Source organism: Amorphus sp. MBR-141 (assembly GCF_053628695.1).
In genome coordinates this window covers 91,519-116,599 of record NZ_JBRJGW010000019.1, presented here as the reverse complement: position 1 = coordinate 116,599, position 25,081 = coordinate 91,519, and the positions used below count along the sequence as shown (strand labels likewise).

Here is a 25,081-nt window from a genome sequence, read left to right as displayed (position 1 = left end):
GCCTCCCAAGCCTTCCGAGTTACCGGGCGAGGGCCTTGCCAGACCCCGGCTGCCGCCGGAGACCAACACGATGCTTTTCGCCTCATGTCGTAGTCCCTCCGTTGGCCCGCGATTCAGGCCAGGTCGACGGTCGCGTCGATGTTGCCGCGCATCGCTTTCGAGTACGGGCAAACGCCCTGTGCCCGGTCGGCGATCTCGCGTGCCATATCGGGCTCGAGGCCGGGCAGGCTCACCTTGAGCCGCGCGCGCAAGACGAAGCCACCGCCTGCTGTGCCCAGATCCACTTCGGCATCGACGGAGACATCCGGCGGAAGGATGATCTTCCTGGCCGCGGCCACCTGCGACATCGCGCCGATGAAGCACGCGGACCATCCGGCCGCGAGCAGCTGCTCGGGATTTGTGCCGTTTTCGGGCCCGCCGGGCAGGGACAGCTTGAGGTCCAGGCGGCCGTCGGCGCTGCGCGCCACGCCGTCGCGGCCGCCGGTGACATGGATACGAGCGGTATAGAGGACGTTGTCGAGGCCGGTCATCGTCAGTTCCTTGCGGATGAGGTCGAGGCAACAGGGCTCGAACGGGTTATTCCCAGAAGCGCGGATGCGGGGAGCTGGCCGCAGGCAGCGGCGCGAGTACGCGGTACGTCGCGCTGATGGTCTCCGCGTCGGGATCGAGTGTGGCGAGGCGCGCCTGCCGGTCCAGGCGCTCCAGCACCGTGCGCCGGGCGAGGTCGATCAGCCATTTTCCCAGGCGTGCGCGCGCGTCGTGGCTGCCCGCCTCGGCTCGAATGTGTTCGACTGTCTCGCGGACGACGACTTCGAGGTCGTCGCGTTCGATGCTCAGCCGCCGCACGAAGAGGATCATCAGGAGCGGCATCAGCGCGCCCATCATCTCTTGCGCAGCCGGGCTGGCGTCGTCGCTCCCGTCGATCAGCCACGCGAGCACCTCTTCCTCCGAGAAGATGCGCTCCGTTTCGCCGCGTTCCCGCAAACGCTGCATCTTGGACATCCCTGCCTCCTGTTCTCCGGTCAGTCGCTGCCCGAGAGGGGCCTTCGTCGATTGCGACGTACGGGATCATCCGGAAGGTGGGCCGCGACTGCGAGTTATGCCGTGTGAGAAGCTGCCGGTTGTCGTGAGCCGCGCGCAGCGCCGCGACGGCGGGGCCGACGATCGCCTCGTCAGGGCTTGGCGTGAGCGCGGCCGCCGACCTCGCGAACCAGATCGACCAGCGCCTTCAGCCCCGCCGGCACGTGCCGGCGGCCGGGGTAGTAGAGGCAAAGGCCGGGGACCGACAGCGCCCACCGCGGCAGGACCTCCACAAGCGTACCGGACGCCAGATCATCGCCGAGGTGGAAGTCGGCGACGTAGGCAAGACCGGCGCCGGCGCGCGCAGCCTCCAGCATCACCGTGGGGTCGTCGAGCATCAACTTGCCGGGGACGTCGATGGAGACGATGTCCCCGGCCCGGGCAAACTCCCACGGATACCTTGCCCCGCTGGGCATGCGCGTGCGGATGCACTCGTGCTGCAGAAGGTCGCCCGGCGCCTCGGGCGTGCCGTTCGCGGAGAGGTAGCCCGGAGACCCGACCACAACGAAGCGCACCGGCGGACCGATCCGGACAGAAACCATGTCGCGCGGGACAGCGCTCGCCAGACGGACGCCTGCGTCCGCCCCTTCCGAGACAATGTCGATCAGGCGCGGTTCTGTCGCGATCAGCACCTCCATCTCCGGATAGCGCCGGAGGTATTCGGCGACGATCGGGGCCATGATGGCCCGCGCGGCGCTGACCGAGCTGTTGATCCGCAGTGTTCCCTTCGGCTTCTCGCTGCGTGTGGCGGCGATCTCCATCGCCGAGCGGATCTGGAAGAAGGCGGGCGCCACGCGGTCCACGAAGTGTTCGCCGGCCTCGGTGAGGGCGACACTGCGGGTCGTCCGGTTGAACAGCCGCACCCCCAACCGTTCCTCCAGGCCGGCGATGGCGTTGCTTAGCGCCGATGTCGATATGTCCAGTTCGCCCGCCGCCGCGCGGAAGTTGAGGTGCCGGGCCACGGCCAGCACCGCCTCGAGTTCGACAAGGCCCGATCTGTGCATTGTCCTGATTATCCGGATGTCACGTCGCTATTCGTCCCGATTATCAGCGTGACAGCTTCGCCCCATCTACTCCAGAGCTTTCGACGCCGCTTAGGAGAACGGTATGCGCCTTGCTGACACAATCTATATCGACGGCGCGTTCGCGCCGGCGACGGGCAACGAGGTCCTCGACATCATCAATCCGGCGACGGAGGAGAAGATCGGCGAGCACCGCATGGCAAGCCGCGACGACGCCCGAAGGGCCGTCGCAGCGGCGAAACGGGCGCAGCCGCTGTTGGCCGAGATGGATGCGTCCGGGCGCATCTGCCTGCTGCGGAGCCTGCAGGCGGCGGTGCTCGCCCGGTCGGACGATATCCGCGACGTTACGATCGAGGAGTATGGCGGGCCGCTCAGCCGTGCGAAATGGATCAGCCAGTATTCCTCGGACTGCTTCGGCCTTGCTGCGCAGGCTCTGGACGGCTTCGCCTTCGAGCGACATGTCGGCATATCCTCGGTGCGGATGGAACCTGTGGGCGTCTCGACGCTGATCGCGCCGTGGAACGCGGCAGCCGGCACGATCTGCAGCAAGCTTGCCTCCGCGCTCGCCGCGGGTTGTGCCTCGGTGATCAAGCCGAGCGAACTCAGCGGCCTGCAGAACCGGGTGGTGGCCGAGGCCCTGCACGCGGCGGGCCTTCCGCCAGGGGTCTTCAACATGGTCACGGGACGCGGAAACGATGTCGGCCACGAGCTCACCACGAATCCAGACGTCCGGCGGGTGTCGTTCACGGGCTCGACGTCCACCGGCAAGATCATCGCGAAGGCCGGCATAGACACGATGAAGCGCGTGACCCTGGCGATGTCGGGGAAGTCGCCGGCGATCCTGCTGGAAGACGCCGATTTCCCGCAGGCTGTTTCGATGGCGCTGAACGCCGGGTTCCAGAACAACGGGCAGGCCTGCATCGCGGGCACCCGGATCCTCGTCCCCCGGGCACGGCTGGCGGAAGCGAACGAGACGATCCGGGACGCGGTGGCGGAGCTGCGCGTGGGCGATCCCGCGGATACCAGGACCACGATCGGCCCCGTCGCCAGCGCTGCCCAGTACGAGCGCATCCAACGATACATCGCGGCCGGCTTGGCTCAGGGTGCGACGCTGCTGACCGGAGGTCCCGGCAAACCCGAGGGGCTTAGCGTCGGCTTCTTTGTCAGGCCCACCGTCTTCACCGACGTCAGGAACGACATGGACATTGCCCGCGATGAGATCTTCGGGCCCGTGCTCGCCATCATCCCCTACGAGGGAGAGGACGACGCCGTCCGCATCGCAAACGACTCCCGGTATGGCCTGGAGGCCTATGTCTATTCGGCCAGCATCCCACGCGCGACGGACATCGCCAGCCGCCTCCAGGCCGGCACGGTGATGATCAACCGCACCGCGCCGGATCTCCTGGCGCCCTTCGGCGGTGTGAGGCAGTCCGGCATCGGCCGTGAGTTCGGCGTCTTCGGTATCGAGAGCTTCCTTGAGGCCAAGACGATCACACCCGCCTGATCGGCGCCGCCCCGGGAGCTCATTGCAACGATGATTGAGGCCATCGGGCAGGCAACGTGTGTAAGATATTGCCACCGCCAATCCCTGCCCAACTCCGAAGGGATCGAGATGTCCCAACTCGAAAACCTCTCAGACACCGGCGATGTACAATTCGACTTCGGCCCTTTCCGCCTTGTGCCGCATTCTCGTCTGCTCATGAGAGGCGGGAAACCTGTCGATCTCGGCGGACGATCGTTCGACCTTCTCTGTGCCCTGGTCCGGCAGCCAGGATCCGTCATCGCCAAACGCGACCTGATGGCCTGGGTGTGGTCGGACACCATCGTCGAGGAGGGAAGCCTTCGCTTCCACATGGCCAACCTCCGCCGGACGCTGGGGGACGGGGCGGGTGGAGCGCGATACATCGCGACGCAGGTGGGCGTCGGCTACGCCTTCGTCGCGGACGTGACCCGCACGGTCGCCGGGGAGACTGTCGCCGAGGACCCGGGCTTGCGTCCCGATGCGGTACCCACCGACGCCGCGCTGGGTCGGCTGCCGCCCAGAATCCGGGTCATCGGAAGGGAGAACGAGCTTCTGGTGATCCTCTCGGCAACCGAAGGCCCCAGCTTTCTCACCATCGTCGGACCCGGCGGAGTGGGCAAGACAACGCTTGCCGTGGAAGCCGCCTACCGCACCGCCGTGCAGACCGGCCACAAGCCCTGTTTCATCGACCTCGCCCAGATCGAGGATCCGGCGCTGGTGCCATCCGCGCTCGCCGCTGCGCTTGGCATCCGCGTGCACGGCGACGATCCTCTCGCCGTGCTCATCGCATCGCTGAGCGGACAGAGCCCGTGCATCGTGATCGACAATTGCGAGCACCTCGTGGAGGACGTCGCCGCGATTCTCGAGCGCATTCGTGCGGACGTGCCCGGGGTCCGCCTGCTGGCCACCAGCCGCGAACCTCTCAGGGCCCGCGACGAGGCGGTGCACTGGCTGGGACCGCTGGAGTTTCCGGACGACGCGGCGGCGCATTCGGCCGAGGAACTTCTCCGCTTCGCCGCCGTGCAGCTCTTCGTGGAGCGCGCCCGGGCCGCCAACATCGCCATGCAGCTGGACACCGACGACCTCCGTCTCATCGCCGACATGTGCCGTCGGCTCGAAGGCATGGCACTGCCGATCGAACTGGCGGCGGTCCGCTGCGCGACCCATGGCGTCCGCGACACCCACCGCCATCTGGGACAGCACCTGAGCCTCGGCTGGGCGGGGCGGCGGACTTCGTCGGAACGTCAGCAGACGCTGCGGGCGACGCTGGACTGGAGCCACGCGCTGCTGTCCGACGTCGAGGCGCTTGCGCTCGAGCGCCTGTCCGTCTTCGTCGGTCCGTTTTCGTATGCGGGCGCCATCTCCGTCATCGCTGAAGGTTCGATCGACGAACGGGTCGCCACCGGGGCGCTCGATGCTCTCGCCTCGAAGGGACTTGTTGCGATTTCCCGCGGCTCGGGCATGGCGCCGTTCCGTCTGCTCGAAATGACACGCACCTATGCCGGCGAAAAACTGCTCACGCGCGGCGCCGAGGAGGTCGAGACGACTGCCAGGCGGCACGCGTTGCACTGCGGCGAGATGCTTGTCGGGATACGGCAGACCAGCGCGGGCGGCATCGAGTTTGCGGAAGAATTGCCGATCCAACTGGGCAACATCCGGGCCGCGCTGGACTGGAGCTTCGGCCCGGCCGGGAATCCGGATATCGCCATCCCGCTTGCCAAGCACAGCGCCTGCCTGCTGATGCACCAGTCCCTGCTGGTAGAGGCACGGTCATGGTGCGAAAGGGCCCTCGGCGCGCTGGCAGGCGACTTCGTCGGCAGCGCCTACGAGATGGAGCTTCAGTCCATGCACGGGCTGGCGCTGATGTTCACCCGTGGCAACAGCCCGGCCGCGGAGGTGGCGCTGAAGCGCGCGCTGGACGTCGCCGCCGCGCTCGGGGAGTGCTGGCACGAGCTTCGCGTCCTCGGCATGCTGCAGATATTCCACGAGCGGACCGGCGACTTTCACAGCTCCCTCGCATGGTCCACCCGCGCCCTCGAGGTCGCGGAGGCGATCGACGCCCCGGAAGCGCGTGCCGTGGCAGCTTCACTGGCCGGCGTGTCCTACCACCTTCTCGGGGATCAGGCCCGGGCACGGCGTGAACTCGAGATCGCGCTGTCGCACAGCCAGCCCTTCACCTTCGTCAAGACGGTGCTTTACGGCTTCGATCACCGCAATCGCTCCGGAATTGCGCTGGCACGGGTGCTGTGGCTGCAGGGCGCGTCGGACGAAGCTCAGCGCTTGGCGCGCGAGGTCGAGGCCGAGGCCGCGGCGTTGAATCATCCGGTCACGCATTGCATCGCGTTGATGTGGACGATCACGGTACACATTTGGGCAGGCGACCTGAACTCGGCGATCGAGAGCCTGGGGAAGTTGCAAGCGCGGGCCGAGGTGAACGGCTTCGGTCCCCACCTGTCGGCGGTTCGCGGGCTTGGTGGCAGCTTGGCCATCCGCCAGGGCAAGCCTCGCGAGGCCGTTCGCCGCATCGAGGCGAGCCTCGCCGAACTGCACGCCGCCCGATACGAACTGCTGACGACCTCGCTGGAGATCTCGCTGATCGAGGGATTGCTCCTGACCGGCCGCGAGGCCGATGCGCTGGAGGCGGTGGAGCGGACTCTCGCGAGATGCCGGTGCGACGGCGACGGCTTCGCGCTTCCCGAACTCCTGCGCATCAAGGCGAACATTCTGAGAAAACTCCACCCGAAAGACCCGACAGCCGAAGCGACCTGTCTGGAAGGTATGGACTGCGCCCGGCGGCAATCGGCACGGGCCTGGGAGCTGCGGCTCATCCTTGACCTTTCGCGGTTCTTGCTGGAAGACGGGCGGCAGACGGAGGCCGCGACGCTGCTGCGGCCCTTCCGAAGGGATGTGAGAGAGGGAGCTGATTCCGCCGATGTAGGGGACCTTGAGTTTCTCTGGCTTCTCGCCGGAGGCGATGCCGATCCCGGCGGGTCCGCCGCAATCTGAGCGCCTGCTTCGGCGCCCCCTCATCGACTGCAGATCATGCCCTCCATCACCCTGTCCGGGCTCGCCTATGCGACCCCCGAGAATCGTACACTTTTCGCTGGCCTCGACCTCGTGTTCAACCGCGAGCGTGCCGGCCTCGTTGGTCGCAACGGCGTGGGAAAGTCCACATTGCTGCGGCTCATCGCGGGCGAGGCAACACCATCGGCCGGCAGCCTCACCGTCGAAGGCACCCTCGGCGTGATGCGACAGATGGCCACGATTTCGGCGAACGAGACGGTGGCCGATCTGTTCGGTGCGCGCGACGCGCTGGCCGTGCTGCGGCGGGCCGAAGCGGGCGAAGCCACCGTCGACGATCTGTCCTCGGCCGATTGGACCCTGGAAGAGCGCATCGCCGGTGCGCTGGGGCGCGTTGGGCTGAATGCCGGCCCGGCCACGCCGCTGACCGCGCTCTCAGGCGGGCAGCGGACGCGCGCCAGCCTCGCCGCGGCGCTCTTCGACGAACCGGATTTCCTGATCCTCGACGAACCGACCAACAACCTCGACCGCGAGGGACGCGAGGCGGTCATCGGGCTGCTCTCGACCTGGCGCGCCGGTGCGGTCATCGTCAGCCACGACCGGGAGCTGCTGGAAAACGCCGATGCGATCGTGGAACTGACGAAGCTCGGCGCCACCCGCTTCGGCGGAGGCTGGAGCGCCTATAGCGACCGCAAGGCGGTCGAGCTTGCTGCGGCCGAGCAGGACGCCGCCCATGCCGAGAAGGCCGTGACAGAGGCGAAGCAAAGGACCCGGCTCGCCGCGGAACGTAGCGACCGGCGCGCGTCGGCCGGGGCACGAAAAGGGGCCAGGGGCGACATGCCGAGAATTTCCGCAGGGCTCAGGAAGCAGAACGCCGAGGCGAGCCGCGGATCCGCCCGGCGGCTCGCCGACACGAAGGTGGAGGAGGCAGGTGCAGCGCTGGCGGCCGCGCGCAAGCGTATCGAGGTCGTACAGGCCCTCTCCATCACGTTGCCACCGACCGGGCTGGCCGCGGACCGCCGGGTTCTGGAGCTGGAGGACGTTACGGCGGGCCATAGTCCGGACCAGATGCCGATACGCCATCTGTCCTTCACCATGGCCGGCCCCGACCGGATCGCCGTCACCGGACCCAACGGATCGGGCAAGACGACTTTGCTGAGCCTGATTGTCGGCAGGTTGCGGCCCGCTTGGGGCACGGTGCGGCTGTCCGTACCTGCCGCGATGCTCGACCAGCGTGTCGACATCCTTCAGCCCGATGCGTCCCTGCTCGACAACTTCAGGCGCCTCAATCCGTTCGCGACCGACAACGCCGCGCGTTCCGCCCTCGCAAGCTTCCTGTTCCGCGGAGATGCGGCCTTGCGGATCGTCGAGACGCTCAGCGGCGGGGAGCTGTTGCGCGCCGGCCTCGCCTGCGTGCTGGGTGGTCCCACGCCGCCGCAACTGCTGATCCTGGACGAGCCCACCAACCATCTGGACCTCGACTCGATTGCCGCCGTGGAGGCGGCGCTGAGCGCCTATGACGGAGCGCTGCTGGTGGTGAGCCACGACGAGGTTTTTCTGGAGGCGATCGGCATCGCGCGACGGATTGATCTCACGGATCAGCGCCGCCCGGACTGAACCGGGCGGCTGTCTGCGCCGACATCAGGGGACCAGCAACAAATTGCCGGTGGTGGCTCTGACCCAGGCGACGCGGTCATTCTGGATCGACTGGTCAAAAGCACTCCCGTTAGGTCTCGTGGCGGCCCGCCCTCGCAACGGCTCACGCAGGCTCGCGGTGGCTAACGGGCGAACCGCAGGCTGCCGGCTTACTCATCGGATGGCGGCGCGTTCCGGAGCTCCTCTGCACCCCCCGGCCGGGTCGTCCAGTTCAATCCGCGCAGACCGGCCGCGACAGGCGGAGCATTGCGCGCATTCCGGAGGCAGACCCCAGATGGAACATCACCGCGCCCAAGCCGCCGTCGACCATTCCCGGCGGCGGTTCATCGGCGCCGCCACCCTGCTGGCCGCCACGTCCGTGATCGGCCGCACAGGCCCCGCAGTTGCGTCGGACGGCACATCGAAGGTCCGGCCGATGCCGAAGGCGGTCGACCTCTCCCGCGGCCTGAAGCAGATCGACGCCGGCGAGCTGAGCGTCGGCTATGTCGACGCGGGACCGCAGGACGGCCCGGCGGTCCTCCTGCTGCACGGCTGGCCCTACGACATCCACAGCTTTGAGGCCGTCGTACCGGAACTCGCCGCCGCCGGCTGCCGCGTGATCGCGCCCTACCTGCGCGGCTACGGCACGACGCGCTTCCTGTCGGCCGATACGGTCCGCAACGCTCAACCGTCGGCGATGGCAGTCGACGCCATCGCTCTGATGGACGCGCTGAAGATCCCCTCAGCGACCGTCGGCGGCTTCGACTGGGGCGCGCGCACCGCCAACATCATGGCAACGCTCTGGCCCGAACGCTGCAAGGCGATGGTCTCGGTCTCGGGCTACCTGATCGGCAACCGCGACGCGGCCACGACCCCGCTTCAGCCGGAGGCCGAGCACCAGTGGTGGTACCAGTTCTACTTCGCCACAGAACGCGGCCGCGCGGGCTATGCGACGTACACCGACGACTTCGCCAAGCTGATCTGGCGCCTCGCCTCGCCGACCTGGAAATTCGACGACGCCACGTTCGCGCGCACTGCGGCGGCGTTCGACAACCCCGACCATGTCGATATCGTCATTCACAACTATCGCTGGCGCCTTGGCCTCGCCGACGGCGAGCCCCGGTTTGACGCACTTGAGCAGCGGCTTGCCACGACAACGACGATCGGCGTGCCGACGATCACGCTCGAGGGCGATGCCAACGGCGCGCCTCACCCCGAGCCGGCTGCCTACGCCAAGCGGTTCACCGGACCATACGAGCACCGCCAGATCACCGGCGGGATCGGGCACAACCTGCCGCAGGAAGCACCGGACGCCTTCGTCCGGGCGATCCTCGACGCCGCCAAGCTGTAGGGAAGGCGCACCCATGCGACCCTCTCATGCAGCCGCCCTCGCGGCCATCGCCGGGTCGTCCCTGCTCGCCGTCGCCGTCGCGGCCGGCGGCGCCGGCGAGGTCGACCCCTCCTCTCCGATCTACGGCGTCACGCTCCCCGACGACTACCGACGTTGGGAACTGATCGCGCCCGCCGAGGAGGCCGCGCCGCTCGACGAACTCCGCGCGGTCGTGGGCAACGCCGCGGCCGTCGAGGCCTACAGCGCCGGGACGCTCCCGTTCCCGGACGGCGCCATCCTGGTCAAGCTCGCTTGGAGGCGAATCCCGTCGCCCGAGTTCGCGCCGGCCTCGGTCCCCGGTACCGCGACCACCGTGCAGGTGATGGTCAAGGACGCCGCGCGCTATCTCGACTCCGGCGGCTGGGGCTTCGGGCGCTTCACCGGCGGCAAGCCGGCGGACCGGGCGCAACACGAGACCTGCTTCGCCTGCCACGACGCCAACGTGAACGACCACGATTTCGTCTTCACCCGCTTCGCACATTGAACGTCCCGACCGTCGCCGGGGTGCGGTGGCAACAGGGCCTGGTTGGCGACGGGCAGGTACAGCCTTGCGGCGCTGCTGCCCAGGATCACCCCGAAACGCGATGACGGCCACCTGCGCGCCAGGCTCGCACATTGTGCAACCGCGCGCGGATCGGGACAGCAGGCGACAGGGCGCCCGGGCGGCCCGTCGCTCCCGCAGCCCCTCGTGCGCGCCCTGAACGGACACTCCGGCGGCGATACGGTCTTTACCGCCGATCTCGGCCTGCCGATCGTCTCGGCCGCGCTGCACCTCGTCATATCCGGCGACGCCAGCTGATCGGCTCGTTGTGGCAGGGGTCGATGGCCAACACGCCTGTCCCAGGCGATCGGCGCGCAGGCCGCCGGCATCAAGGACCTGCGGATAGAGGATCCCGCCGATCTCGACACGGTCATCGCCGAGGCCCGCGCCTATGACGGACCTGTGGTGGTCGAGCTCGCAAAGGCCAACCCGCTTCGGCGAGAGGCCGCACCCGAACGATCAATCCCCACACAAGGAGGCCGATCATGAAATGGGATCAGATGACAAGCCTGGAACTCGGTGAGGTCGCCCGGGCGACGCCGGTCTTCCTGTCCATCGCGGCCGTCGAACAGCACGGCCCGCATCTCCCCCTCGCCACCGATGCGATGATCGGCGAGCGTCTCCTTGGCGAGCTTGATCGGCGGATCGGGTCCGATGTCCTGATCCTGCCGCAACTCGCCGTGGGCGCTTCGGCACACCATCTGGACTATCCCGGCACGCTCAGCCTGCGACACGCGACCCTGCAGTCCTGCGTGATCGACATCGCCGAGTCGGTGTTCGGACACGGGTTCCGGAACCTCGTCATCTTCAACAGCCATGCGGGGAACCAGGCGCTCGGCGGCGTGGTTCTCGAGCAACTCGGAGCGGCGCATCTGGACCGGCGGATTGTGCTTGCAAGCTGGTGGAAACTGATTGCGCCCGAACTGCGAACGCTGCTCGCCCGCAAGGCGGGCGGGGACTCCCATGCGGGCGACCTGGAGACATCTCTCATGCTCCATCTGTATCCGGAGGCCGTGCGCGCCATAGCGCCGCGCCACGACGAAAGGTCCGCGCCATTCTCCTGGGCGGCAGGGGATCTTCTCACCGCGGAACGGGCGACGCTCTACGCGTCGATGCGCGACCGGACCGGCGGCAGCGGGGTCGACGGAGAACCGGGACGTGCGTCCGCCGAGCGCGGCGCAGCGATCACCGCCCTCGTCACCGAAGCGCTCACGGATCTGGCCCTCGGACTCAAGCGCACTGGCTGACTCGGCCACGTCGCGGCTCTTGATGACTGGTCGATGCAACTGGCTGACCGGTCTCGCTGCATGGTGGTCTTGGAAAATCAACCATGCCGATCGACCGCCTGAGAACGGCCCTGGCAGGCAAGGCCGGCGCCCGTCGGTTCAACGGGCGCCGGGCCGGAGTTGCGCACATGACGGTGGCTGGAACGATTTACCCGCCGCTCGGGATCGGACGGCGCGAGGGCCGCCTTACCGACGCAATCAGAAGCACGGCGGACGCCGCCAACAGCACCAGGTCCTTCAGCAGGAATTGTCCGACCGGAGCCGAGATGGCCGGAAATCCTCCCGCAGCCGGCTCAGCGACGCCGGGCGTGCTGAGGAAGAATGACAGGGTGATCAGGTAGGTCACGCAGGACATCGCCGCCCCGATCGCCGAGATGATGGGATTGAAGGCGCCTATGACGAGCGCCGCCGCGGTGGACAACTCCAGCACGCCGACGACATGGCTTGCACCCTGCGCGCCGAGCAGCGCGCCAAGCCAACCCAGGATCGGACTGTGCTGGATGAACGGGGCGATGCCGGCGGCCTCGTAGGCCGTGAACTTCATGCCGCCGAACCACAGGAAGACGATCACCAGCGCCCTACGCAGCAGCGCCAGCTCCGCATAGGATCCCGAATTCCGCTCGGCGATGATCATCTCCGGCCCCCTGAGCAATGGTCGCTCCGGCCGGCGCGATGCGGCGCCCGCCGCATCGATGATCGAGAGCAGACCGCCCCGTCGCGGGTCCGCAGTCTCGCTGATCCAGTCATCTGCAGTCATGTCCTTGCTCCAGTTCAGGTTACGGAAGCGCCAAACGCTCGGTCCGCTTCAGGCTGAGTGGTTCAATGGAGTTCATTGACGGAGGCGACGATCGCGTCCGCGACGACTTCGGGGTGGCTCAGCATGACGACGTGGCTGGATGGAACCCTGACGACCTTCGCATGGGCCGCGCGCGCCATCTGCTCCTGCAGCGCGGGCGGGATCATGCGATCATCCTGGGTGATCACCGTGTGGACGCGCTTCTCGCGCCAGGCCGCGTGCGTCACCTTCGCGTTGATGCAGTCGGCGTTCCAGGGGCCCTGGGTGATCGCGATGAGTTCGGCCTCCGACGCCGGGAGGTCCTGAGCGAAGTTCTTGCGCACCCCTTCCTCCGACAGCGTCAGGTAGCCGCCCTCGTCCTTTCGCAGAAACGGCGCATAGGGGGCCGGCGGCAGATCGGCGGTCATGCTGGCGATGGACTGGCCGGAGTCCGGAGCGAAGGCCGCCACGTAAACGAGCGACTTGACCCTGGGGTTGGCGCCGGCTTCGGTGATGACCACGCCAGCCCAGCTGTGGCCGACCAGCACGACGGGTCCGTCGACCTGATCGATGGCTCTGCGCGTGGCGTCGACGTCAGCTTCCAGTGACGAAAGCGGGTTCTGCACGGCGACCACGTCAAGGCCCTTCGCGCGCAGGAGCGGGATCACCTTGGACCAGCTCGACCCGTCGGCGAACGCCCCGTGCACCAGGACGACGGTCGGTTCGTTGGTCTGGGCGCAGGCGACGGAGCTTGCGGACACGAGCGCGGCCAGCGCCAGGCCGGACAACAGCTTCTTCATCTTGGACTTCCTTTCAGCGATGACGCCGGGCCGTTCCGGCCCGGATCCGGGGGATATGAAGGGTCCAGAACCGCTGGCGGGCAGGGTCTGTGACACCGACCCCAAGGATAGTGGGGCGGCGTGGAGCAAGCCCGTTATCGACGGTTAGCCTGCATGAGCGCTTGCGATGGTTTCGCTCGCCCCGACGGCATCAAGGCGTTCTCCGAGACGGGTTTTGCCCAGGACCTGAAAGGCATCGACCTGCCGGCGCTCGTCATCCACGACGACGGCGACCATCGTCCCGATCGCGGATTCAGCGCTGCTGTCTGCGACGTTTCTGAAGAAACGCACGCTCAAGACCTGCGAGAAGCGGTAGGAGCGCTCGCCTCCCTCTCGGTATTCCTGCCCGAAGGGGGCGTCCGGGATCAGTCGCGGGTCTCGGTCTTGCCCGTCTTCGGATCGGCGAACGGGACGGGATAGCGCAGCGTCGTGTTGGCGCGCTGCAGGATCGCGTGCTGCGGAATCTGGGCAATCGCCGGATCATCGAGGGGTGGCGGGATCGATGGAGGCCGTGATCGCCGCGGCCGTGTAGTGATGCCGCCAGGGGCCGGTGTGGCCCTGGCGGCAATCTCCCTTCTCAAGACAGCGCGGCTCCGCGGGGGCGGGGCCGCCCGCGCCGTGCAGATGCGCGACGCGTTGGTGAGGGCGCTCGTTAAGGCCGCGCTGATCCGTGAACGGCAGTACAGCCGCTCAGCTCAGGCTGATCGTCTTTGTGACCAAATAGGGCTCCATGCCTTCGATGCCGCCTTCGCTGCCGTAGCCGCTCTGCTTGACGCCGCCGAAGGGGGTTTCGGGCATGTTCACGAAGCTGTTGTTGATGCCGAGCATCCCCGTTTCGACCTCGCGCGATAGCCGGGCGGCGGTGGCCGTCGAGCGCGTGTAGGCATAGGCGGCGAGGCCGTAGGGCAGCCGGTTGGCCTGGCCAATCGCATCATCGAGCGAGCCGAAGGCCGTGACGGTCGCGACGGGTCCGAACGGCTCCTCGTTCATGATCCGCGCCGTTTCCGGCACGCCGGCAAGCACCGTCGGCGCATAGAAATAGCCCTGGTTGCCGATCCGCATTCCGCCAGCCTTCAGCGATGCGCCATGCTCGACGGCATCCGCCACGAGGGTTTCGACGAACGGGACCCGCCTGGCGTGGGCGAGAGGCCCCATCTGGACCTCGGGATCGAACCCGTCGCCGACCTGCACGCCCTTGGCGGCTTCCGCGAGGCCATCGACGAAGCGGTCATAGACGGGCTCCTCGACGAAGAAGCGGGTCGGCGAGATGCAGACCTGTCCCGCGTTGCGGTACTTCGTCGCCGACATCATCCGGACCGCGAGATCGACGTCCGCGTCCGCGCAGACGATGACCGGGGCATGGCCGCCCAGCTCCATGGTGCAGCGCTTCACGCCGGCATCCGCTGCCAGGCGGGCCAGATGCTGGCCGACCGCGGTCGAGCCGGTGAACGAGATCTTCCGGATTGCGGGATGGGCGATCAGTCGTTCCGAGACCATCGACGGCACGCCGTGGACGACGTTGAGGACGCCGTTCGGAAGGCCGGCGTCGGCCAGCGCCCGCGCGATCTCCAGGACGGTCGAGGGCGTTTCCTCCGCCGGCTTGATGACCATGGTGCAGCCCACCGCAAGGGCGGAGGCGATCTTGCGTGCCGGGATGATCCCCGGGAAGTTCCACGGCGTGAAGGCGGCGACCGGCCCGACCGGTTCCTTCACCACGCTCCACTGAATGCCGGGAATCGAGGCGGGGATGATCCGGCCATAGGTGCGCCGGCCTTCCTCCGCGGACCATTCCATGATGAGCGCTGAGGCCTGCACCTCCTGGTGCGCCTGGGCAAGCGGCTTGCCCTGATCCATGACCATGCGGGCGGCGATGCGGTCTGCCCGATCCCGAAGGAGGGCGGCCGCGCGCCGCAGGATATCGGACCGCTGCAGTGCGGTCCTGTCGCGCCAGCCCGGGAAGGCGCGCGCGGCGGCGTCGGCCGCGCGGTCGAGAAGCGCTTCATCCGCATGCGGGAGCCTTGCCAGCACCATCTCGGTCGCAGGATTGATGACGTCCTCGCCGGGGCCGCCATCGGCCCCAATCCATTCGCCATCGACATAGAGCTCAAGGTCACCATACGCCTGCGGGTCGGCCATCGAGATTTTTTCTCCCAGTTTTACAATGCTTTAGGCCAATCTTGACCTGCTGAGGTGAGGCGGAAGGCGATCCTGCCACCCGATGCCATCCCCGCACATAATTGTATGATATATAATACTGTTTGACCATGTGAAATCCAGACGCTACCGTCCCGAAAAATAATATCTCAAGGGAGGGAGCCCCTATGGTCCGTAGAAATATGCTTGCAGCGGCGACTGCCGTTTCCGTTGGCCTGATGTCGTTCGCCGCGTCGGCCGATACCGTCAAGATCGGCATCATCGCCCCCTTGTCCGGACCGCTTTCCGGCTCCTGGGGCGTTCCGTTTCAGCAGGGAATCGACACCTGGGTCGCCATGCACGGCACCGAGATCGGGGGCAACGAAGTCGAGCTGATCTACCGCGACCTGCCCGGGGTCGATCCCCAGAAGGCGCTCTCCCTGGCCCAGGAGCTGATCATCAACGAGGATGTTCAGTACCTCGGCGGGTTCGTCACGACGCCGAACGCGCTCGCGGTGGCGAACATCGTGCAGCAGGCCAAGGTCCCCACCGTCATCTTCAACGCCGCAGGCCCGACCATCGTCGGCAAGTCCGACTACTTCACCCGGACCTCCAACACGCTGCCGCAGATCACCGTCCCGCTGGCAAAGTACGTTGCGGAGAACGGACTGAAGCGCATCGTCACGGCGGTCGCCGACTACAGCCCCGGCCACGACGCGGAGAAGGCGTTCGAGGAGGCCTACGGCGCCGAGGGCGAGATCGTCGAGAAGATCCGCATCCCGATGTCGACGACCGACTTCGGCCCCTTCGTGCAGAAGATCCGGTTGCTGGAGCCGGACGCGCTGTTCGTGTTCCTGCCGGTTGGTCCGGCCACCTACGGCTTCGTCAAGGCCTACAACGAAAACGGGCTGAAGGAGGACGGCATCCGGTTCTTCGGCCTGGCCGAGACGCAGGAATCCGACCTGCAGCAGCTCGGCGACGGGGCGATCGGCATGGAGACGAGCTACATGTACTCCGCCGCCCACGATTCCGACACGAACCGGGAATTCCTCGCGAAGTTCGCCGAGGTGAATCCGGGCGCGACGGTCAATCCGGCGACGGTCATGGCCTTTGACGGCATGCATGTCCTCTACGAGATGATCGCCGCGACCGACGGCAAGCGCGACCCCGAGGCCGCCATGACCGCGGTCAAGGGTTTCGCGTGGGAGAGCCCGCGCGGCCCGGTGCACATCGACGCCGATACGCGCCAGATCATCCAGAACATCTCGATCCGCCGGGTCGAGCGCGCCGACGACGGTCTGCTGATCAACAAGGAGATCCAGACCTACGAGAACGTCGCTCCCTGAGCAGCATCAGGACCGGTCGGGGGCGGGTGGACGATCCTCCCGCCCCCGCTGCTGCATAGAAGGCGTCCCCGCCTCTGCCCGTTGGGCCGACGGCGATGAACCGCGACACACTCTCCGGATCAACGGCATCGCATGGCAACGGTCATCAGCATCCTCGTCGACACCATCGCCTACACGATGGTGCTGTTCACGATGGCCATCGGACTTTCCATCACCCTGGGGCTGATGAAGCTGGTGAACCTCGCCCATGGCGGCTTTGCCATGATCGGCGGCTTCATCGCGTCCTATGCGATCGTGTCGCTGGGCGTGCCCTTCTGGCCGGCCCTCCTGCTGGCGATCGTTGCGACCGTCATCGTCGCCATCCCGATCGAGATCTTCCTGTTCCGGCCGATCTACGGCAAGGGCGATCCCCTGGCGCAGGTTCTCATCACGATCGGCCTCGCCTTCTGCATGATCGGCGTCGCCAATCTGATTTTCGGCCCGACGATCAAGATCATTCCCCTGCCGGAGTTCCTGAGCGGTCCGGTCGACCTCGGCTTCCGTCACATGCCGGCGCACCGCCTGTTCGTCGTGCCGCTCGGGCTCGCCGTCGCCTTCGGCCTGTGGTTCCTCATCGAACGAACCAGCTTCGGCGTGCGGCTGCGGGCGAGCGTCGACAACTCCGCCATGGCGATGTCGCTCGGGATCCGGACGGAGCGCATCTACTCGCTCACGTTCGCGCTTTCGGTCGCTCTGGGTGCGCTGGGCGGCATCTTCGGCGCCGAGCTGATGCCGATCGAGCCCCACTACGCCCTGCGCTACATGGTGATCCTGCTGGTGGTGGTCTCGCTCGGCGGGGCGGGCTCCATCGGCGGCGCCCTGCTCGCCACGCTCTTCCTGTCCTTCGTCCAGACCGCAGGCAAATACCTGCTGCCGGGATACGGAGACATCCTGTTCTACGCGGCGGTGATCCTCTGCGTTCTGGTGTTCCCGCACGGCCTTCTCGGCCGGAAGACGCCGCACGCGCACGTGCCGACGCCTGCCACCGACATCAGCGCCCCGTCGCGCCGCACCGGCTACATCCTGGTGGCGGCGATCGTGGTGATCGCGCTGATCGCCCACAACCAGTTCCCGACCTACGCCGGGTTCTTCAGCCGCATCATCTCGCTGAGCCTGCTCGCCATTTCGCTGGACCTGGTGGTCGGTTTCTGCGGCATCGCCACGCTGGGCCAGGCGACGTTCTACGGGGTCGGGGCCTATGCGGCGGGGATCCTGGCGGTCCGTCTCGGCATCACCGATCCAGTGGCCATGATGGCCGGAGGGGCCGCGTTTGGCGCGCTGTCCGGGGTGCTGTTCGGCGCGATCGTGGTCCGGGCCTCGGGACTGGCCCAGCTCGTGCTGACGGTGGCCATCGTCGAGCTGGTGAACACCGCCGCCAACAAGCTGACCTGGCTGACCGGCGGCAGCGACGGCCTCGCCGGAGTCTCCGCCGGGCCGCTCTTCGGCGTCTTCGCGTTCGATTTCCGCGGGCACACCGGCTTCTACCTGTCGCTGGCGGTGCTGGCGATCGTGCTGGTGCTGCTCGTGACCCTGGTCAACGCGCCGTTCGGCCTCCTGTGCCGGGCGATCAAGGGCGACCAGGTCCGGGTGGAGTCGATGGGGGGATCGGTCAGGGGAAGCCTCGTTTCCATGTTCGCCGTTTCCGGGGCCGTCGCCGGCATCGGCGGTGCCCTCGTGGCCATCAACACCAGCGTCGTCGGCCTCGACAGCCTGACCTTCACGCGTTCGGCCGAGGTGTTCGTGATGCTGATCGTCGGTGGCGCGGGGACGCTGTTCGGCGCGGTCGCCGGCACCGTGCTCTACCTCTTCGCCGAGCACAGCATCGCCGTTCTGAACCCGTTCCACTGGCTGATCGCGATCGGTGGCCTCCTGATCGTGATGGTGTTCGCGCTGCCGACCGGGCTGCAGGGCATTGCCATCGCGCTCTACGACCGGCTGGGGAGGCGCCGACCGGAGCAGCCCGCGAAGCAGGGGGCGGACCGATGACCACGCCGCTCCTGCGCGTCGAGGCCCTGAGCAAGGCCTTCGGCGGTCTGGCCGTCAGCCGCGACATCTCGATGGACATCCACGCCGGGGACCGGATCGCGCTCATCGGTCCGAACGGCGCCGGCAAGACCACGTTCGTCAATCTTCTGACCGGGCGGCTGCGCCCCGATCGCGGGCGGATCCTGCTCGAGGGCGTCGACGTCACCGCCATGCCCACCGCGGAACGCGCCCGGCGCGGCCTGATCCGCTCGTTCCAGATCAGCCGGCTGTTCCTGGACATGACCACGATCGACCATCTGCGCCTGGCGCTGCTCCAGCGGGAGGGGCGGTCGCACGGGATCCTTCGCTCCGCGCAGGCCTATCCGGCGGTGGAGGAGGAGGCGCGGGAGATCCTGGATCAGTTCGGTCTCTCGGACATCGCGGAGATGAAGGTCGGCCGCGCCGCGTACGGCCAGCACCGGCTCCTGGAAATCGCCCTGTCCTTTGCGATGCGCTCCCGGGTGCTGCTCCTCGACGAGCCGGCGGCGGGCGTCTCGCGTCAGGAGATGCCGAGGATCCTGTCGGTTCTCGAGGCCCTGCCGGCCGACATGGCGGTGCTGATGATCGAGCACGACCTGGAGCTCGCCTTCCGGTTCGCGCGCTCCGTCGTGGTGCTCGCCGCCGGCTCCATCATCTATCGCGGCACCCCGGCCGACGTGGTCGAGGATGCGGAGGTTCGGGAGGTCTATCTCGGCAGCTTTGCCGGGCAGCCTCGTTCGGGCGACGACCAGGGGCGGCCGGCCAATGTCTGACGTCGCGTTGCAGGTCGACACTCTGTGCGCCGGCTACGGCCGCCTCCAGATCATCAACGATGTCTCGCTGTCGGTGCCGGCCGGCGCGCGGGTCGCCATCCTGGGCCGCAACGGCATGGGAAAATCGACGCTGTTCGGCTCCATCATGGGGCTGACCACCTATCGAAGCGGGCGCGTCGCGGTACTTGGGCACGACGTGACGCGCCTGAAGACCACCGATCGGGTGGAGGCGGGTCTCGGCTACGTGCCGCAGACCCGGGACATGTTCATGTCGCTGACGGTGGAAGAAAATCTGCGGGCCGGTCTGCGCAACCGCCCGCGCGGGGACGTCGCGGAATCCTACGAGCTGTTTCCGCGGCTCGCCGAGCGCCGCACCGCCATGTCGACGACCCTGTCGGGTGGCGAGCAGCAGATGCTGTCAATCGCCCGCACGCTGCTGGGGCGGCCGAGGGTGCTGCTGCTCGACGAGCCGCTGGAAGGACTGGCTCCCGTCATCTGCGATGAGCTGCTGGCCGCGCTGGGCGCGATGACCGGCAACGGCGAGATCACCACGGTCCTGATCGAGCAGCAGCTCGCGCGCGCGCTCGAGTTCGTTCAGTCCGTCGTGGTGATGGAGCGCGGCTCGGTCGCGTGGCAGGGATCGGCGGACGCGCTGAAGCGCGATGCGGCGCTGGTCGATCGATATCTCGGGGTTGGCGTGCACTGAGGTCGCCGCGCCGGACCTGTCCGGCGCCGAGGCGGAACCGACACGTCTGGTAACAGCAGAGGCAGGACATTTCGACATGAGCAGGCTCGACGGCAAGGTTGCGATCGTAACGGGTGCAGGGCAGGGGATCGGGGTGTTCTATGCGCGCGCGCTGGCGGCCGCGGGCGCGAAGGTGATGCTCTCGGACCTGAACGATCCGGCCGCCGTCGCCCAGGAGATCAACGCGGCCGGCGGCGAGGCGGCAAGCACGCCTGCCGACGTCTCCGACTGGGAGGCGTGCCAGAACCTCGTCGCGCGCACCGTCGACTCCTTCGGCGGCGTCGATATCCTCGTGGCGAACGCGGGGATCTACACGGCGATCCGGCGCGCCCGGCTTCTCGACCTGGAGCAGGAAGACTGGGACCAGGTGATGGCGGTGAACGCGCGCGGCACGTTCTTCTGCTGCAAGGCGGCCATTTCGGAGATGATGAAGACCGGCAAGGGCAAGGTCATCACCATCTCCTCCACCACCGTGACCACCGGCGTTCCGGACCTCACCCACTACGTCGCGTCCAAGGGGGCGGTCGAGGCCTTCACGCGCTGCCTCGCCCGGGAGCTGTCGGGAACGGAGATCTGCGTCAATGCCATCGCTCCGGGCCTGACGATGAGCGAGAAGGTGGTGGCGAACAGCAACCGGATCGGCGCCACCATCCAGGCCCAGCGCGCCGCGCGCAGCATCCAGCGTGACATGGTGCCGGACGATCTCGTCGGCACGATGCTGTTCCTTGCCTCTCCGGAGAGCGACTTCATGACCGGCCAGACGCTCACGGTCGACGGTGGAATCGTGTTCCGATAGCCGCGACGCGTCACTCTCTGGCCAGGACGGTTGGTTGCGCGATCTGCGGTTTGCGCTGTGAGCGCAGCCAGGTTCGGAGGGTTCCTTTGACACGGTTCCGGGCGCTCAGCGCTGTCCGCCGGGCGTCAGCGCTCCCCCTCCGGCAGGAACCGGTAGCCCACGCCGGGCTCGTTCAGGATGAAGCGCGGGGCGGCGGGGTCGTCCCCGAGCTTCTGGCGCACCCGGCCGACGAAGACCCTGAGATACTGCAGGTCCTGCTGATGGGCAGGGCCCCAGACGTCGTGCAGGAGCTGCCGGTGGGTGACGATCCGGCCGCCATGCCGGGCGAGGTGCAGCAGAAGCTCGAACTCCTTGCGGGTGAGGCGCACCGGTTCGCCGGCCAGCGTGACCGTGTGCTTCGCCACGTCGATCCTGAGGTCACCCGAGACGATCTCGGCCTGGGTCTCGCCGGGCTTGCCGCTGTTCCTCAAGAGGACGCGGACCCGGGCCAGGAACTCCGAGATCCCGAAGGGCTTCACCACGTAGTCGTTGGCGCCGGCGTCGAGGGCGGCGACCTTTTCCGTCTCGTCCTGGCGGACCGACAGGATCAGGATCGGCACCGGCGACCATTCGCGGATGCGGGCGATGACCGCCTTGCCGTCCATGTCCGGCAGGCCGAGATCGAGCACCACGAGGTCCGGCTTCTCCAACGCCGCCTTGTTGACGCCCGCCTGGCCCGCCTCGGCCTCCACGACGGCGAAGCCGTGGGCCTCGAGCGCGACGCGGAGGAACTTCCGGATCTGCGGCTCGTCGTCGACGATCAGGATGCGGCCCTGGCTCACCTCGGTCATTCCTGCTTCGCCTCCACGCTGGCGTCGTGCGCGACCGGCAGGCCGACGCTGATGCGCGTGCCGCGTCCGTTCGATCCTTCCGACACCACGATCCGTCCGCCATGGGCCTCGACGATGCCCTTGCAGATGGCCAGTCCGAGGCCGGTCCCGGCGCGCTGTCCGTCGCCCGCCCGCACGCGGTAGAACATGTCGAACACCTTGCCGCGGTCGGCCGGCGGAATGCCCGGTCCCTCGTCGACGATCGACAGCACGACCTCGGTCGTCGACGCCACCGCCTCGATGCGGATCGCGGTCCCCGGCGGTGCGTATTTGGCTGCGTTGTCGAGGATGTTGGCAACCACCTGCTCGAGCAGCACCGGGTCTCCCAGGACCGGCGGCAGATCGCGCGGAAGGTCGAACGCGATCGGGTGCGACTGGAACGCCGAGCGGAGCTGGCGCACCGCGCGGCCGACGGTCTCGCGGAGATCGACCACGTCCCGGGCGATCTTGAGGGCGCCGTAGCCGAGACGGGTCATGTCCAGCAGGTTCTGGACGTAGCGGTTCAGGCGCTCGCCCTCGTCGCGGATCGTCTCCGCCATAGCCTTGCGCCCGTCGGGGCCGAGCGCGGTGTCGGAATCGAGAAGGCTCGTGGCGGCGCCGATGATCGAGACGAGCGGTGTCCTGAGATCGTGGCTGACCGAGGAGAGGAGCGCCGCGCGCAGGCGTTCGGTCTCCGACAGCACGCGCGTCTCTTCCATGTCGGCGACCAGGCGCGTGCGCTCGATGGCGAGCGCGACCTGGTCGACGAGCGCTTCCAGCAGGCGCCGTTCCTCCGGTCCCATCGGCTGCGCCTTCGGAAACTTCACGCCCAGCAGCCCCTGGTTTCCCTGGGCGGTGGCAAGCGGCAGGAACAGCCAGGACGCGGCCGGAAGGGTCGCCGACCCCCAGCCGGCCGGCTCGCCGTGGTCCCATGCCCATTCCGCCGCGCCCCGGTCCTTGACGTCGAGCGTGTCCTCCGGCGGATAGCCGCCGAGGATCTCCAGGCTGCGACCTTCGCGCGGGCCGAGCACCAGGGAGGCGCAGTTCAGCGTCGAGGCGACATGATGGACGGCCGCCCAGACGACGTCGTCGAGGGAGGCCGCCCGGGCGATCTTGCGGCTGAACTCGAAGAGGTTCGCCGTGCGCCGGGCGATCGTCTGCTGGGCCTGCACCTGCGCCCTCAGGCGGGCGGCCAGGTTGCCGGTGGCGACGGCGATGATGAGGAACAGGACGAGCGTGCGGACGACGTACTCGCTGTAGACGTGCAGCGTGTAGTAGGGCTCGGTCAGAAAGAAGTTGTAGGCGAGGAAGCTCAGGATGCTCGCAACGATCGACGGCCACAGCCCGCGTCGCGTCGCCACGATCAGCACGGCGATCAGGAACAGCAGCGACAGGCTTTCGACCGGCAGCAGGCGGTGGAAGGCGATGCCGATCGCGCTCGCGATCGCCACGGCAGCCAGCGCGAAGCCGTAGGCCTTCGGATCCCGTTCGGGGGTGAAGCGCGGCGGCCGGATGGCCGCTCTGCGCGCTTCCTCCGCGTCGGCCGAGACGAGCGTCACCTCGAAGTCGGTGCCGGACGAGACGATTCTCTCGCCGACGCTCTCGCGAAACAGCCAGGCGCCGAAGCGGCGGGGGCGCGGGCGGCCGACGAGGATGCGGCTGACGTTGCGGGAGCGGGCGTAGGAGAGGATCTCGGCGGCAAGGTTGGATTCGGCGTTGAGCGTGACGACTTCGGAGCCGAGGCTTTCCGCCAGCTTCAGGGTCTCGACGATGCGATCCTTGGCCGCTTCGGGAAGGGTCTCGCTCGCCGGGGTTTGCACATGGACGACGATCCACGGCACGCGCGCCCGGTCGGCGGTGCGCTTTGCGGCGCGCACCAGCGCCTTCGCCACGGGGGATTCGTTGATGCAGACGAGGATGCGGTCCTGCGCCGGCCATGGCCCGGCTATGGCGTGGGTGCGCATGTGCGCCGTCATCTGCGCGTCGACGCGGTCTGCGGCGACGCGCATGGCGAGCTCGCGCAGCGCCGTCAGGTTGCCCTTGGAGAAGAAGTTCTGGATGGCCCGGGCGATCTGGTCCTGGACGTAGACCTTGCCCTGCCGCAGCCGGTCGATCAGCTCTTCCGGCGGCAGGTCGATCAGCTCGATCTCGTCGGCGATCTCGATGACCCCGTCCGGCACCGTCTCGCGCACCCGCACGCCCGAAATCCGGGCGACGACATCGTTCAGGCTTTCCAGGTGCTGGATGTTGAGCGTCGTGTAGACGTCGATGCCGGCGGCGAGCAGCTCCTCCACATCCTGCCAGCGCTTCGCGTGCCGGCTCTCGGGCACATTGGTGTGGGCGAGTTCGTCGACGAGCACCAGCCGGGGGCGGCGCTCGAGGATGGCGTCGAGATCCATCTCGGGCAGGTAGTGTCCGCGATAGACGATCCGCTGGCGCGGGATGATTTCCAGGTTGGCAAGAAGCCGCTCGGTCTCCGCCCGTCCATGCGTCTCGACGATGCCCACGACGACGTCGACGCCGCCGGCGCGGCGTTCGTGGGCAGCCTCGAGCATGGAATAGGTCTTCCCGACGCCGGGGGCGGCGCCGAGAAAGATCTTGAGACGGCCCTTGCCCTCCTTGGCGGCTTCCGCCAGCAGGGCTTCGGGTTCGGGTCGGCTGTCCGTGTCGCTCATCGCGTCCCGATCAGTTCGTGCCCGCTTCGCCGGCGCCGTCGGCTGGCGGCGACATCTTGTCGAGGCCAAGGTTCAGTTCAAGCACGTTCACCCGGGGCTCGCCGAACAGGCCGAGCGCCCGGCCTTCGACATGGGTCCGGACGAGGGCGCGGACCTCGCGGACCGGCAGGCCGCGCGCCTCGGCCACGCGCGGCGCCTGAAAGTAGGCGCTCGCGGGCGAGACGTGGGGATCGAGCCCGCTGCCCGAGGTCGTCACCAGATCGACCGGGACGGCGGCGCCCTGGGCGGCCTGGCTCAGGCGCCGGGCGTCACCGGCGACCCGCTCCAGCAAAGCGGCGCTGGTCGGGCCCAGATTGCTGCCGGTCGTGGCCGCCGCGTCGTAGTTCGCCGCGGACGGGCGCGGGTGGAAGTAGGCCGCGCCCTCGAAGTCCTGGGCGATGAGCGGCGTCCCGATGATGGTGCCGTCCTCGCGAACGATCAGGCTGCCATTCGCCTGGTGCGGGAAGATCGCCTGCGCGAGCCCGGTCATGGCGAGAGGGTAGCCGACCCCCAGAAGGAGAGTCATGAGGCCTATCATGACGAGGGCGGGGCGGAGTTGCGAGATCATGGGA

The 25,081-nt window shown here is 67.9% G+C and carries 21 protein-coding genes and 1 pseudogene; 13 read left to right on the top strand and 9 right to left on the bottom strand.

The window, feature by feature from the left end:
* Window positions 1–113 precede the first annotated feature (113 nt).
* The 3 genes from ACSSVZ_RS21880 to ACSSVZ_RS21870 form a co-directional block, all read right to left on the bottom strand.
* A complete protein-coding gene (locus tag ACSSVZ_RS21880; RefSeq protein WP_453972887.1) occupies window positions 114–530 on the bottom strand; it encodes an organic hydroperoxide resistance protein in 417 nt (138 codons plus the stop codon).
* Between the two features lie 46 nt (window positions 531–576).
* Entirely contained in the window at window positions 577–1,002 is a 426-nt protein-coding gene (locus ACSSVZ_RS21875) for a hypothetical protein (RefSeq protein WP_453972886.1), read from the bottom strand.
* 170 nt (window positions 1,003–1,172) lie between these two features.
* The gene (locus ACSSVZ_RS21870; protein WP_453972884.1) at window positions 1,173–2,051 is read right to left on the bottom strand and encodes a LysR substrate-binding domain-containing protein; all 879 of its coding nucleotides are present in this window, start codon (window positions 2,049–2,051) and stop codon (window positions 1,173–1,175) included.
* Window positions 2,052–2,187: 136 nt separating this feature from the next.
* On the opposite strand from ACSSVZ_RS21870, the gene ACSSVZ_RS21865 reads away from it, so the two are divergent.
* From ACSSVZ_RS21865 to ACSSVZ_RS21840, 6 genes are all read left to right on the top strand, one after another.
* Window positions 2,188–3,606 carry an aldehyde dehydrogenase family protein gene (locus ACSSVZ_RS21865; RefSeq protein WP_453972883.1) on the top strand — a complete coding sequence of 473 codons (1,419 nt, stop codon included), beginning with the start codon at window positions 2,188–2,190 and terminating at the stop codon, window positions 3,604–3,606.
* Between the two features lie 30 nt (window positions 3,607–3,636).
* Window positions 3,637–6,630, top strand: a complete 2,994-nt coding sequence (locus ACSSVZ_RS21860) for an ATP-binding protein (RefSeq protein WP_453972882.1) — start codon at window positions 3,637–3,639, stop codon at window positions 6,628–6,630.
* 36 nt (window positions 6,631–6,666) lie between these two features.
* Window positions 6,667–8,262, top strand: coding sequence for an ABC-F family ATP-binding cassette domain-containing protein (locus ACSSVZ_RS21855; RefSeq protein WP_453972881.1), 1,596 nt, complete (start codon window positions 6,667–6,669; stop codon window positions 8,260–8,262).
* A 313-nt stretch (window positions 8,263–8,575) separates the two neighbouring features.
* Window positions 8,576–9,631, top strand: a complete 1,056-nt coding sequence (locus ACSSVZ_RS21850; RefSeq protein ID WP_453972880.1) for an alpha/beta fold hydrolase — start codon at window positions 8,576–8,578, stop codon at window positions 9,629–9,631.
* Window positions 9,632–9,644: 13 nt separating this feature from the next.
* Window positions 9,645–10,154 (top strand): cytochrome P460 family protein, encoded by a 510-nt coding sequence (locus ACSSVZ_RS21845; RefSeq protein WP_453972879.1) that lies wholly within the window; start codon window positions 9,645–9,647, stop codon window positions 10,152–10,154.
* Window positions 10,155–10,696: 542 nt separating this feature from the next.
* The gene (locus ACSSVZ_RS21840; RefSeq protein ID WP_453972878.1) at window positions 10,697–11,458 is read left to right on the top strand and encodes a creatininase family protein; all 762 of its coding nucleotides are present in this window, start codon (window positions 10,697–10,699) and stop codon (window positions 11,456–11,458) included.
* Between the two features lie 187 nt (window positions 11,459–11,645).
* Here the strand turns inward: ACSSVZ_RS21840 and ACSSVZ_RS21835 are convergent, their stop codons facing one another.
* A complete protein-coding gene (locus ACSSVZ_RS21835; RefSeq protein ID WP_453972877.1) occupies window positions 11,646–12,131 on the bottom strand; it encodes a YkgB family protein in 486 nt (161 codons plus the stop codon).
* Between the two features lie 185 nt (window positions 12,132–12,316).
* The gene (locus tag ACSSVZ_RS21830; RefSeq protein ID WP_453972876.1) at window positions 12,317–13,072 is read right to left on the bottom strand and encodes an alpha/beta fold hydrolase; all 756 of its coding nucleotides are present in this window, start codon (window positions 13,070–13,072) and stop codon (window positions 12,317–12,319) included.
* A 153-nt stretch (window positions 13,073–13,225) separates the two neighbouring features.
* On the opposite strand from ACSSVZ_RS21830, the gene ACSSVZ_RS21825 reads away from it, so the two are divergent.
* The gene (locus ACSSVZ_RS21825; protein WP_453972875.1) at window positions 13,226–13,531 is read left to right on the top strand and encodes a hypothetical protein; all 306 of its coding nucleotides are present in this window, start codon (window positions 13,226–13,228) and stop codon (window positions 13,529–13,531) included.
* Window positions 13,532–13,801: 270 nt separating this feature from the next.
* On the opposite strand, the gene ACSSVZ_RS21820 is transcribed toward ACSSVZ_RS21825, so the two are convergent.
* Window positions 13,802–15,247: an NAD-dependent succinate-semialdehyde dehydrogenase gene (locus tag ACSSVZ_RS21820; RefSeq protein ID WP_453972874.1), complete on the bottom strand. Its 1,446-nt coding sequence runs from the start codon at window positions 15,245–15,247 to the stop codon at window positions 13,802–13,804.
* Window positions 15,248–15,432: 185 nt separating this feature from the next.
* Here ACSSVZ_RS21820 and ACSSVZ_RS21815 point away from each other — a divergent pair, with 185 nt between their 5' ends.
* The 6 genes and pseudogenes from ACSSVZ_RS21815 (at window position 15,433) to ACSSVZ_RS21790 (ending at window position 20,947) form a co-directional block, all read left to right on the top strand.
* Window positions 15,433–16,590 (top strand): ABC transporter substrate-binding protein, encoded by a 1,158-nt coding sequence (locus ACSSVZ_RS21815; protein ID WP_453972873.1) that lies wholly within the window; start codon window positions 15,433–15,435, stop codon window positions 16,588–16,590.
* 132 nt (window positions 16,591–16,722) lie between these two features.
* Window positions 16,723–17,580, top strand: a pseudogene (locus tag ACSSVZ_RS21810) (branched-chain amino acid ABC transporter permease); the annotation flags it as partial.
* The gene (locus tag ACSSVZ_RS21805; RefSeq protein ID WP_453972904.1) at window positions 17,554–18,615 is read left to right on the top strand and encodes a branched-chain amino acid ABC transporter permease; all 1,062 of its coding nucleotides are present in this window, start codon (window positions 17,554–17,556) and stop codon (window positions 18,613–18,615) included. The pseudogene ACSSVZ_RS21810 and the gene ACSSVZ_RS21805, both read left to right, overlap by 27 nt.
* The gene (locus tag ACSSVZ_RS21800; protein ID WP_453972872.1) at window positions 18,612–19,406 is read left to right on the top strand and encodes an ABC transporter ATP-binding protein; all 795 of its coding nucleotides are present in this window, start codon (window positions 18,612–18,614) and stop codon (window positions 19,404–19,406) included. Before ACSSVZ_RS21805 ends, ACSSVZ_RS21800 begins: the two co-directional genes overlap by 4 nt.
* The gene (locus ACSSVZ_RS21795; RefSeq protein WP_453972871.1) at window positions 19,399–20,112 is read left to right on the top strand and encodes an ABC transporter ATP-binding protein; all 714 of its coding nucleotides are present in this window, start codon (window positions 19,399–19,401) and stop codon (window positions 20,110–20,112) included. The genes ACSSVZ_RS21800 and ACSSVZ_RS21795 overlap by 8 nt, the downstream gene beginning before the upstream one ends.
* 76 nt (window positions 20,113–20,188) lie before the next feature.
* The gene (locus ACSSVZ_RS21790) at window positions 20,189–20,947 is read left to right on the top strand and encodes an SDR family NAD(P)-dependent oxidoreductase (RefSeq protein ID WP_453972870.1); all 759 of its coding nucleotides are present in this window, start codon (window positions 20,189–20,191) and stop codon (window positions 20,945–20,947) included.
* A 125-nt stretch (window positions 20,948–21,072) separates the two neighbouring features.
* On the opposite strand, the gene ACSSVZ_RS21785 is transcribed toward ACSSVZ_RS21790, so the two are convergent.
* Genes ACSSVZ_RS21785 through kdpC form a run of 3 tightly spaced genes read right to left on the bottom strand, consistent with a single transcriptional unit; the run spans window position 21,073 to window position 25,077 of the window.
* The gene (locus ACSSVZ_RS21785) at window positions 21,073–21,768 is read right to left on the bottom strand and encodes a response regulator (RefSeq protein WP_453972903.1); all 696 of its coding nucleotides are present in this window, start codon (window positions 21,766–21,768) and stop codon (window positions 21,073–21,075) included.
* Between the two features lie 5 nt (window positions 21,769–21,773).
* On the bottom strand, window positions 21,774–24,470 hold the full coding sequence (locus tag ACSSVZ_RS21780) for an ATP-binding protein (RefSeq protein ID WP_453972869.1): 2,697 nt from the start codon (window positions 24,468–24,470) through the stop codon (window positions 21,774–21,776).
* A 10-nt stretch (window positions 24,471–24,480) separates the two neighbouring features.
* Window positions 24,481–25,077 carry a potassium-transporting ATPase subunit KdpC gene (gene kdpC, locus ACSSVZ_RS21775; protein ID WP_453972868.1) on the bottom strand — a complete coding sequence of 199 codons (597 nt, stop codon included), beginning with the start codon at window positions 25,075–25,077 and terminating at the stop codon, window positions 24,481–24,483.
* Window positions 25,078–25,081 lie beyond the last annotated feature (4 nt).

What these genes read in the sequence shown, in the direction of transcription:
- ACSSVZ_RS21790 (WP_453972870.1), top strand. Translation starts at nt 20,189, where the DNA reads ATGAGCAGGCTCGACGGCAAGGTTGCGATCGTAACGGGTGCAGGGCAG.
- ACSSVZ_RS21840 (WP_453972878.1), top strand. Translation starts at nt 10,697, where the DNA reads ATGAAATGGGATCAGATGACAAGCCTGGAACTCGGTGAGGTCGCCCGG.
- ACSSVZ_RS21830 (WP_453972876.1), bottom strand. Translation starts at nt 13,072, where the DNA reads ATGAAGAAGCTGTTGTCCGGCCTGGCGCTGGCCGCGCTCGTGTCCGCA.
- ACSSVZ_RS21780 (WP_453972869.1), bottom strand. Translation starts at nt 24,470, where the DNA reads ATGAGCGACACGGACAGCCGACCCGAACCCGAAGCCCTGCTGGCGGAA.
- ACSSVZ_RS21855 (WP_453972881.1), top strand. Translation starts at nt 6,667, where the DNA reads ATGCCCTCCATCACCCTGTCCGGGCTCGCCTATGCGACCCCCGAGAAT.
- ACSSVZ_RS21825 (WP_453972875.1), top strand. Translation starts at nt 13,226, where the DNA reads ATGAGCGCTTGCGATGGTTTCGCTCGCCCCGACGGCATCAAGGCGTTC.
- ACSSVZ_RS21845 (WP_453972879.1), top strand. Translation starts at nt 9,645, where the DNA reads ATGCGACCCTCTCATGCAGCCGCCCTCGCGGCCATCGCCGGGTCGTCC.
- ACSSVZ_RS21800 (WP_453972872.1), top strand. Translation starts at nt 18,612, where the DNA reads ATGACCACGCCGCTCCTGCGCGTCGAGGCCCTGAGCAAGGCCTTCGGC.
- ACSSVZ_RS21815 (WP_453972873.1), top strand. Translation starts at nt 15,433, where the DNA reads ATGGTCCGTAGAAATATGCTTGCAGCGGCGACTGCCGTTTCCGTTGGC.
- ACSSVZ_RS21860 (WP_453972882.1), top strand. Translation starts at nt 3,637, where the DNA reads ATGATTGAGGCCATCGGGCAGGCAACGTGTGTAAGATATTGCCACCGC.
- ACSSVZ_RS21835 (WP_453972877.1), bottom strand. Translation starts at nt 12,131, where the DNA reads ATGATCATCGCCGAGCGGAATTCGGGATCCTATGCGGAGCTGGCGCTG.
- ACSSVZ_RS21865 (WP_453972883.1), top strand. Translation starts at nt 2,188, where the DNA reads ATGCGCCTTGCTGACACAATCTATATCGACGGCGCGTTCGCGCCGGCG.
- ACSSVZ_RS21850 (WP_453972880.1), top strand. Translation starts at nt 8,576, where the DNA reads ATGGAACATCACCGCGCCCAAGCCGCCGTCGACCATTCCCGGCGGCGG.
- kdpC (WP_453972868.1), bottom strand. Translation starts at nt 25,077, where the DNA reads ATGATCTCGCAACTCCGCCCCGCCCTCGTCATGATAGGCCTCATGACT.
- ACSSVZ_RS21880 (WP_453972887.1), bottom strand. Translation starts at nt 530, where the DNA reads ATGACCGGCCTCGACAACGTCCTCTATACCGCTCGTATCCATGTCACC.
- ACSSVZ_RS21795 (WP_453972871.1), top strand. Translation starts at nt 19,399, where the DNA reads ATGTCTGACGTCGCGTTGCAGGTCGACACTCTGTGCGCCGGCTACGGC.
- ACSSVZ_RS21875 (WP_453972886.1), bottom strand. Translation starts at nt 1,002, where the DNA reads ATGTCCAAGATGCAGCGTTTGCGGGAACGCGGCGAAACGGAGCGCATC.
- ACSSVZ_RS21820 (WP_453972874.1), bottom strand. Translation starts at nt 15,247, where the DNA reads ATGGCCGACCCGCAGGCGTATGGTGACCTTGAGCTCTATGTCGATGGC.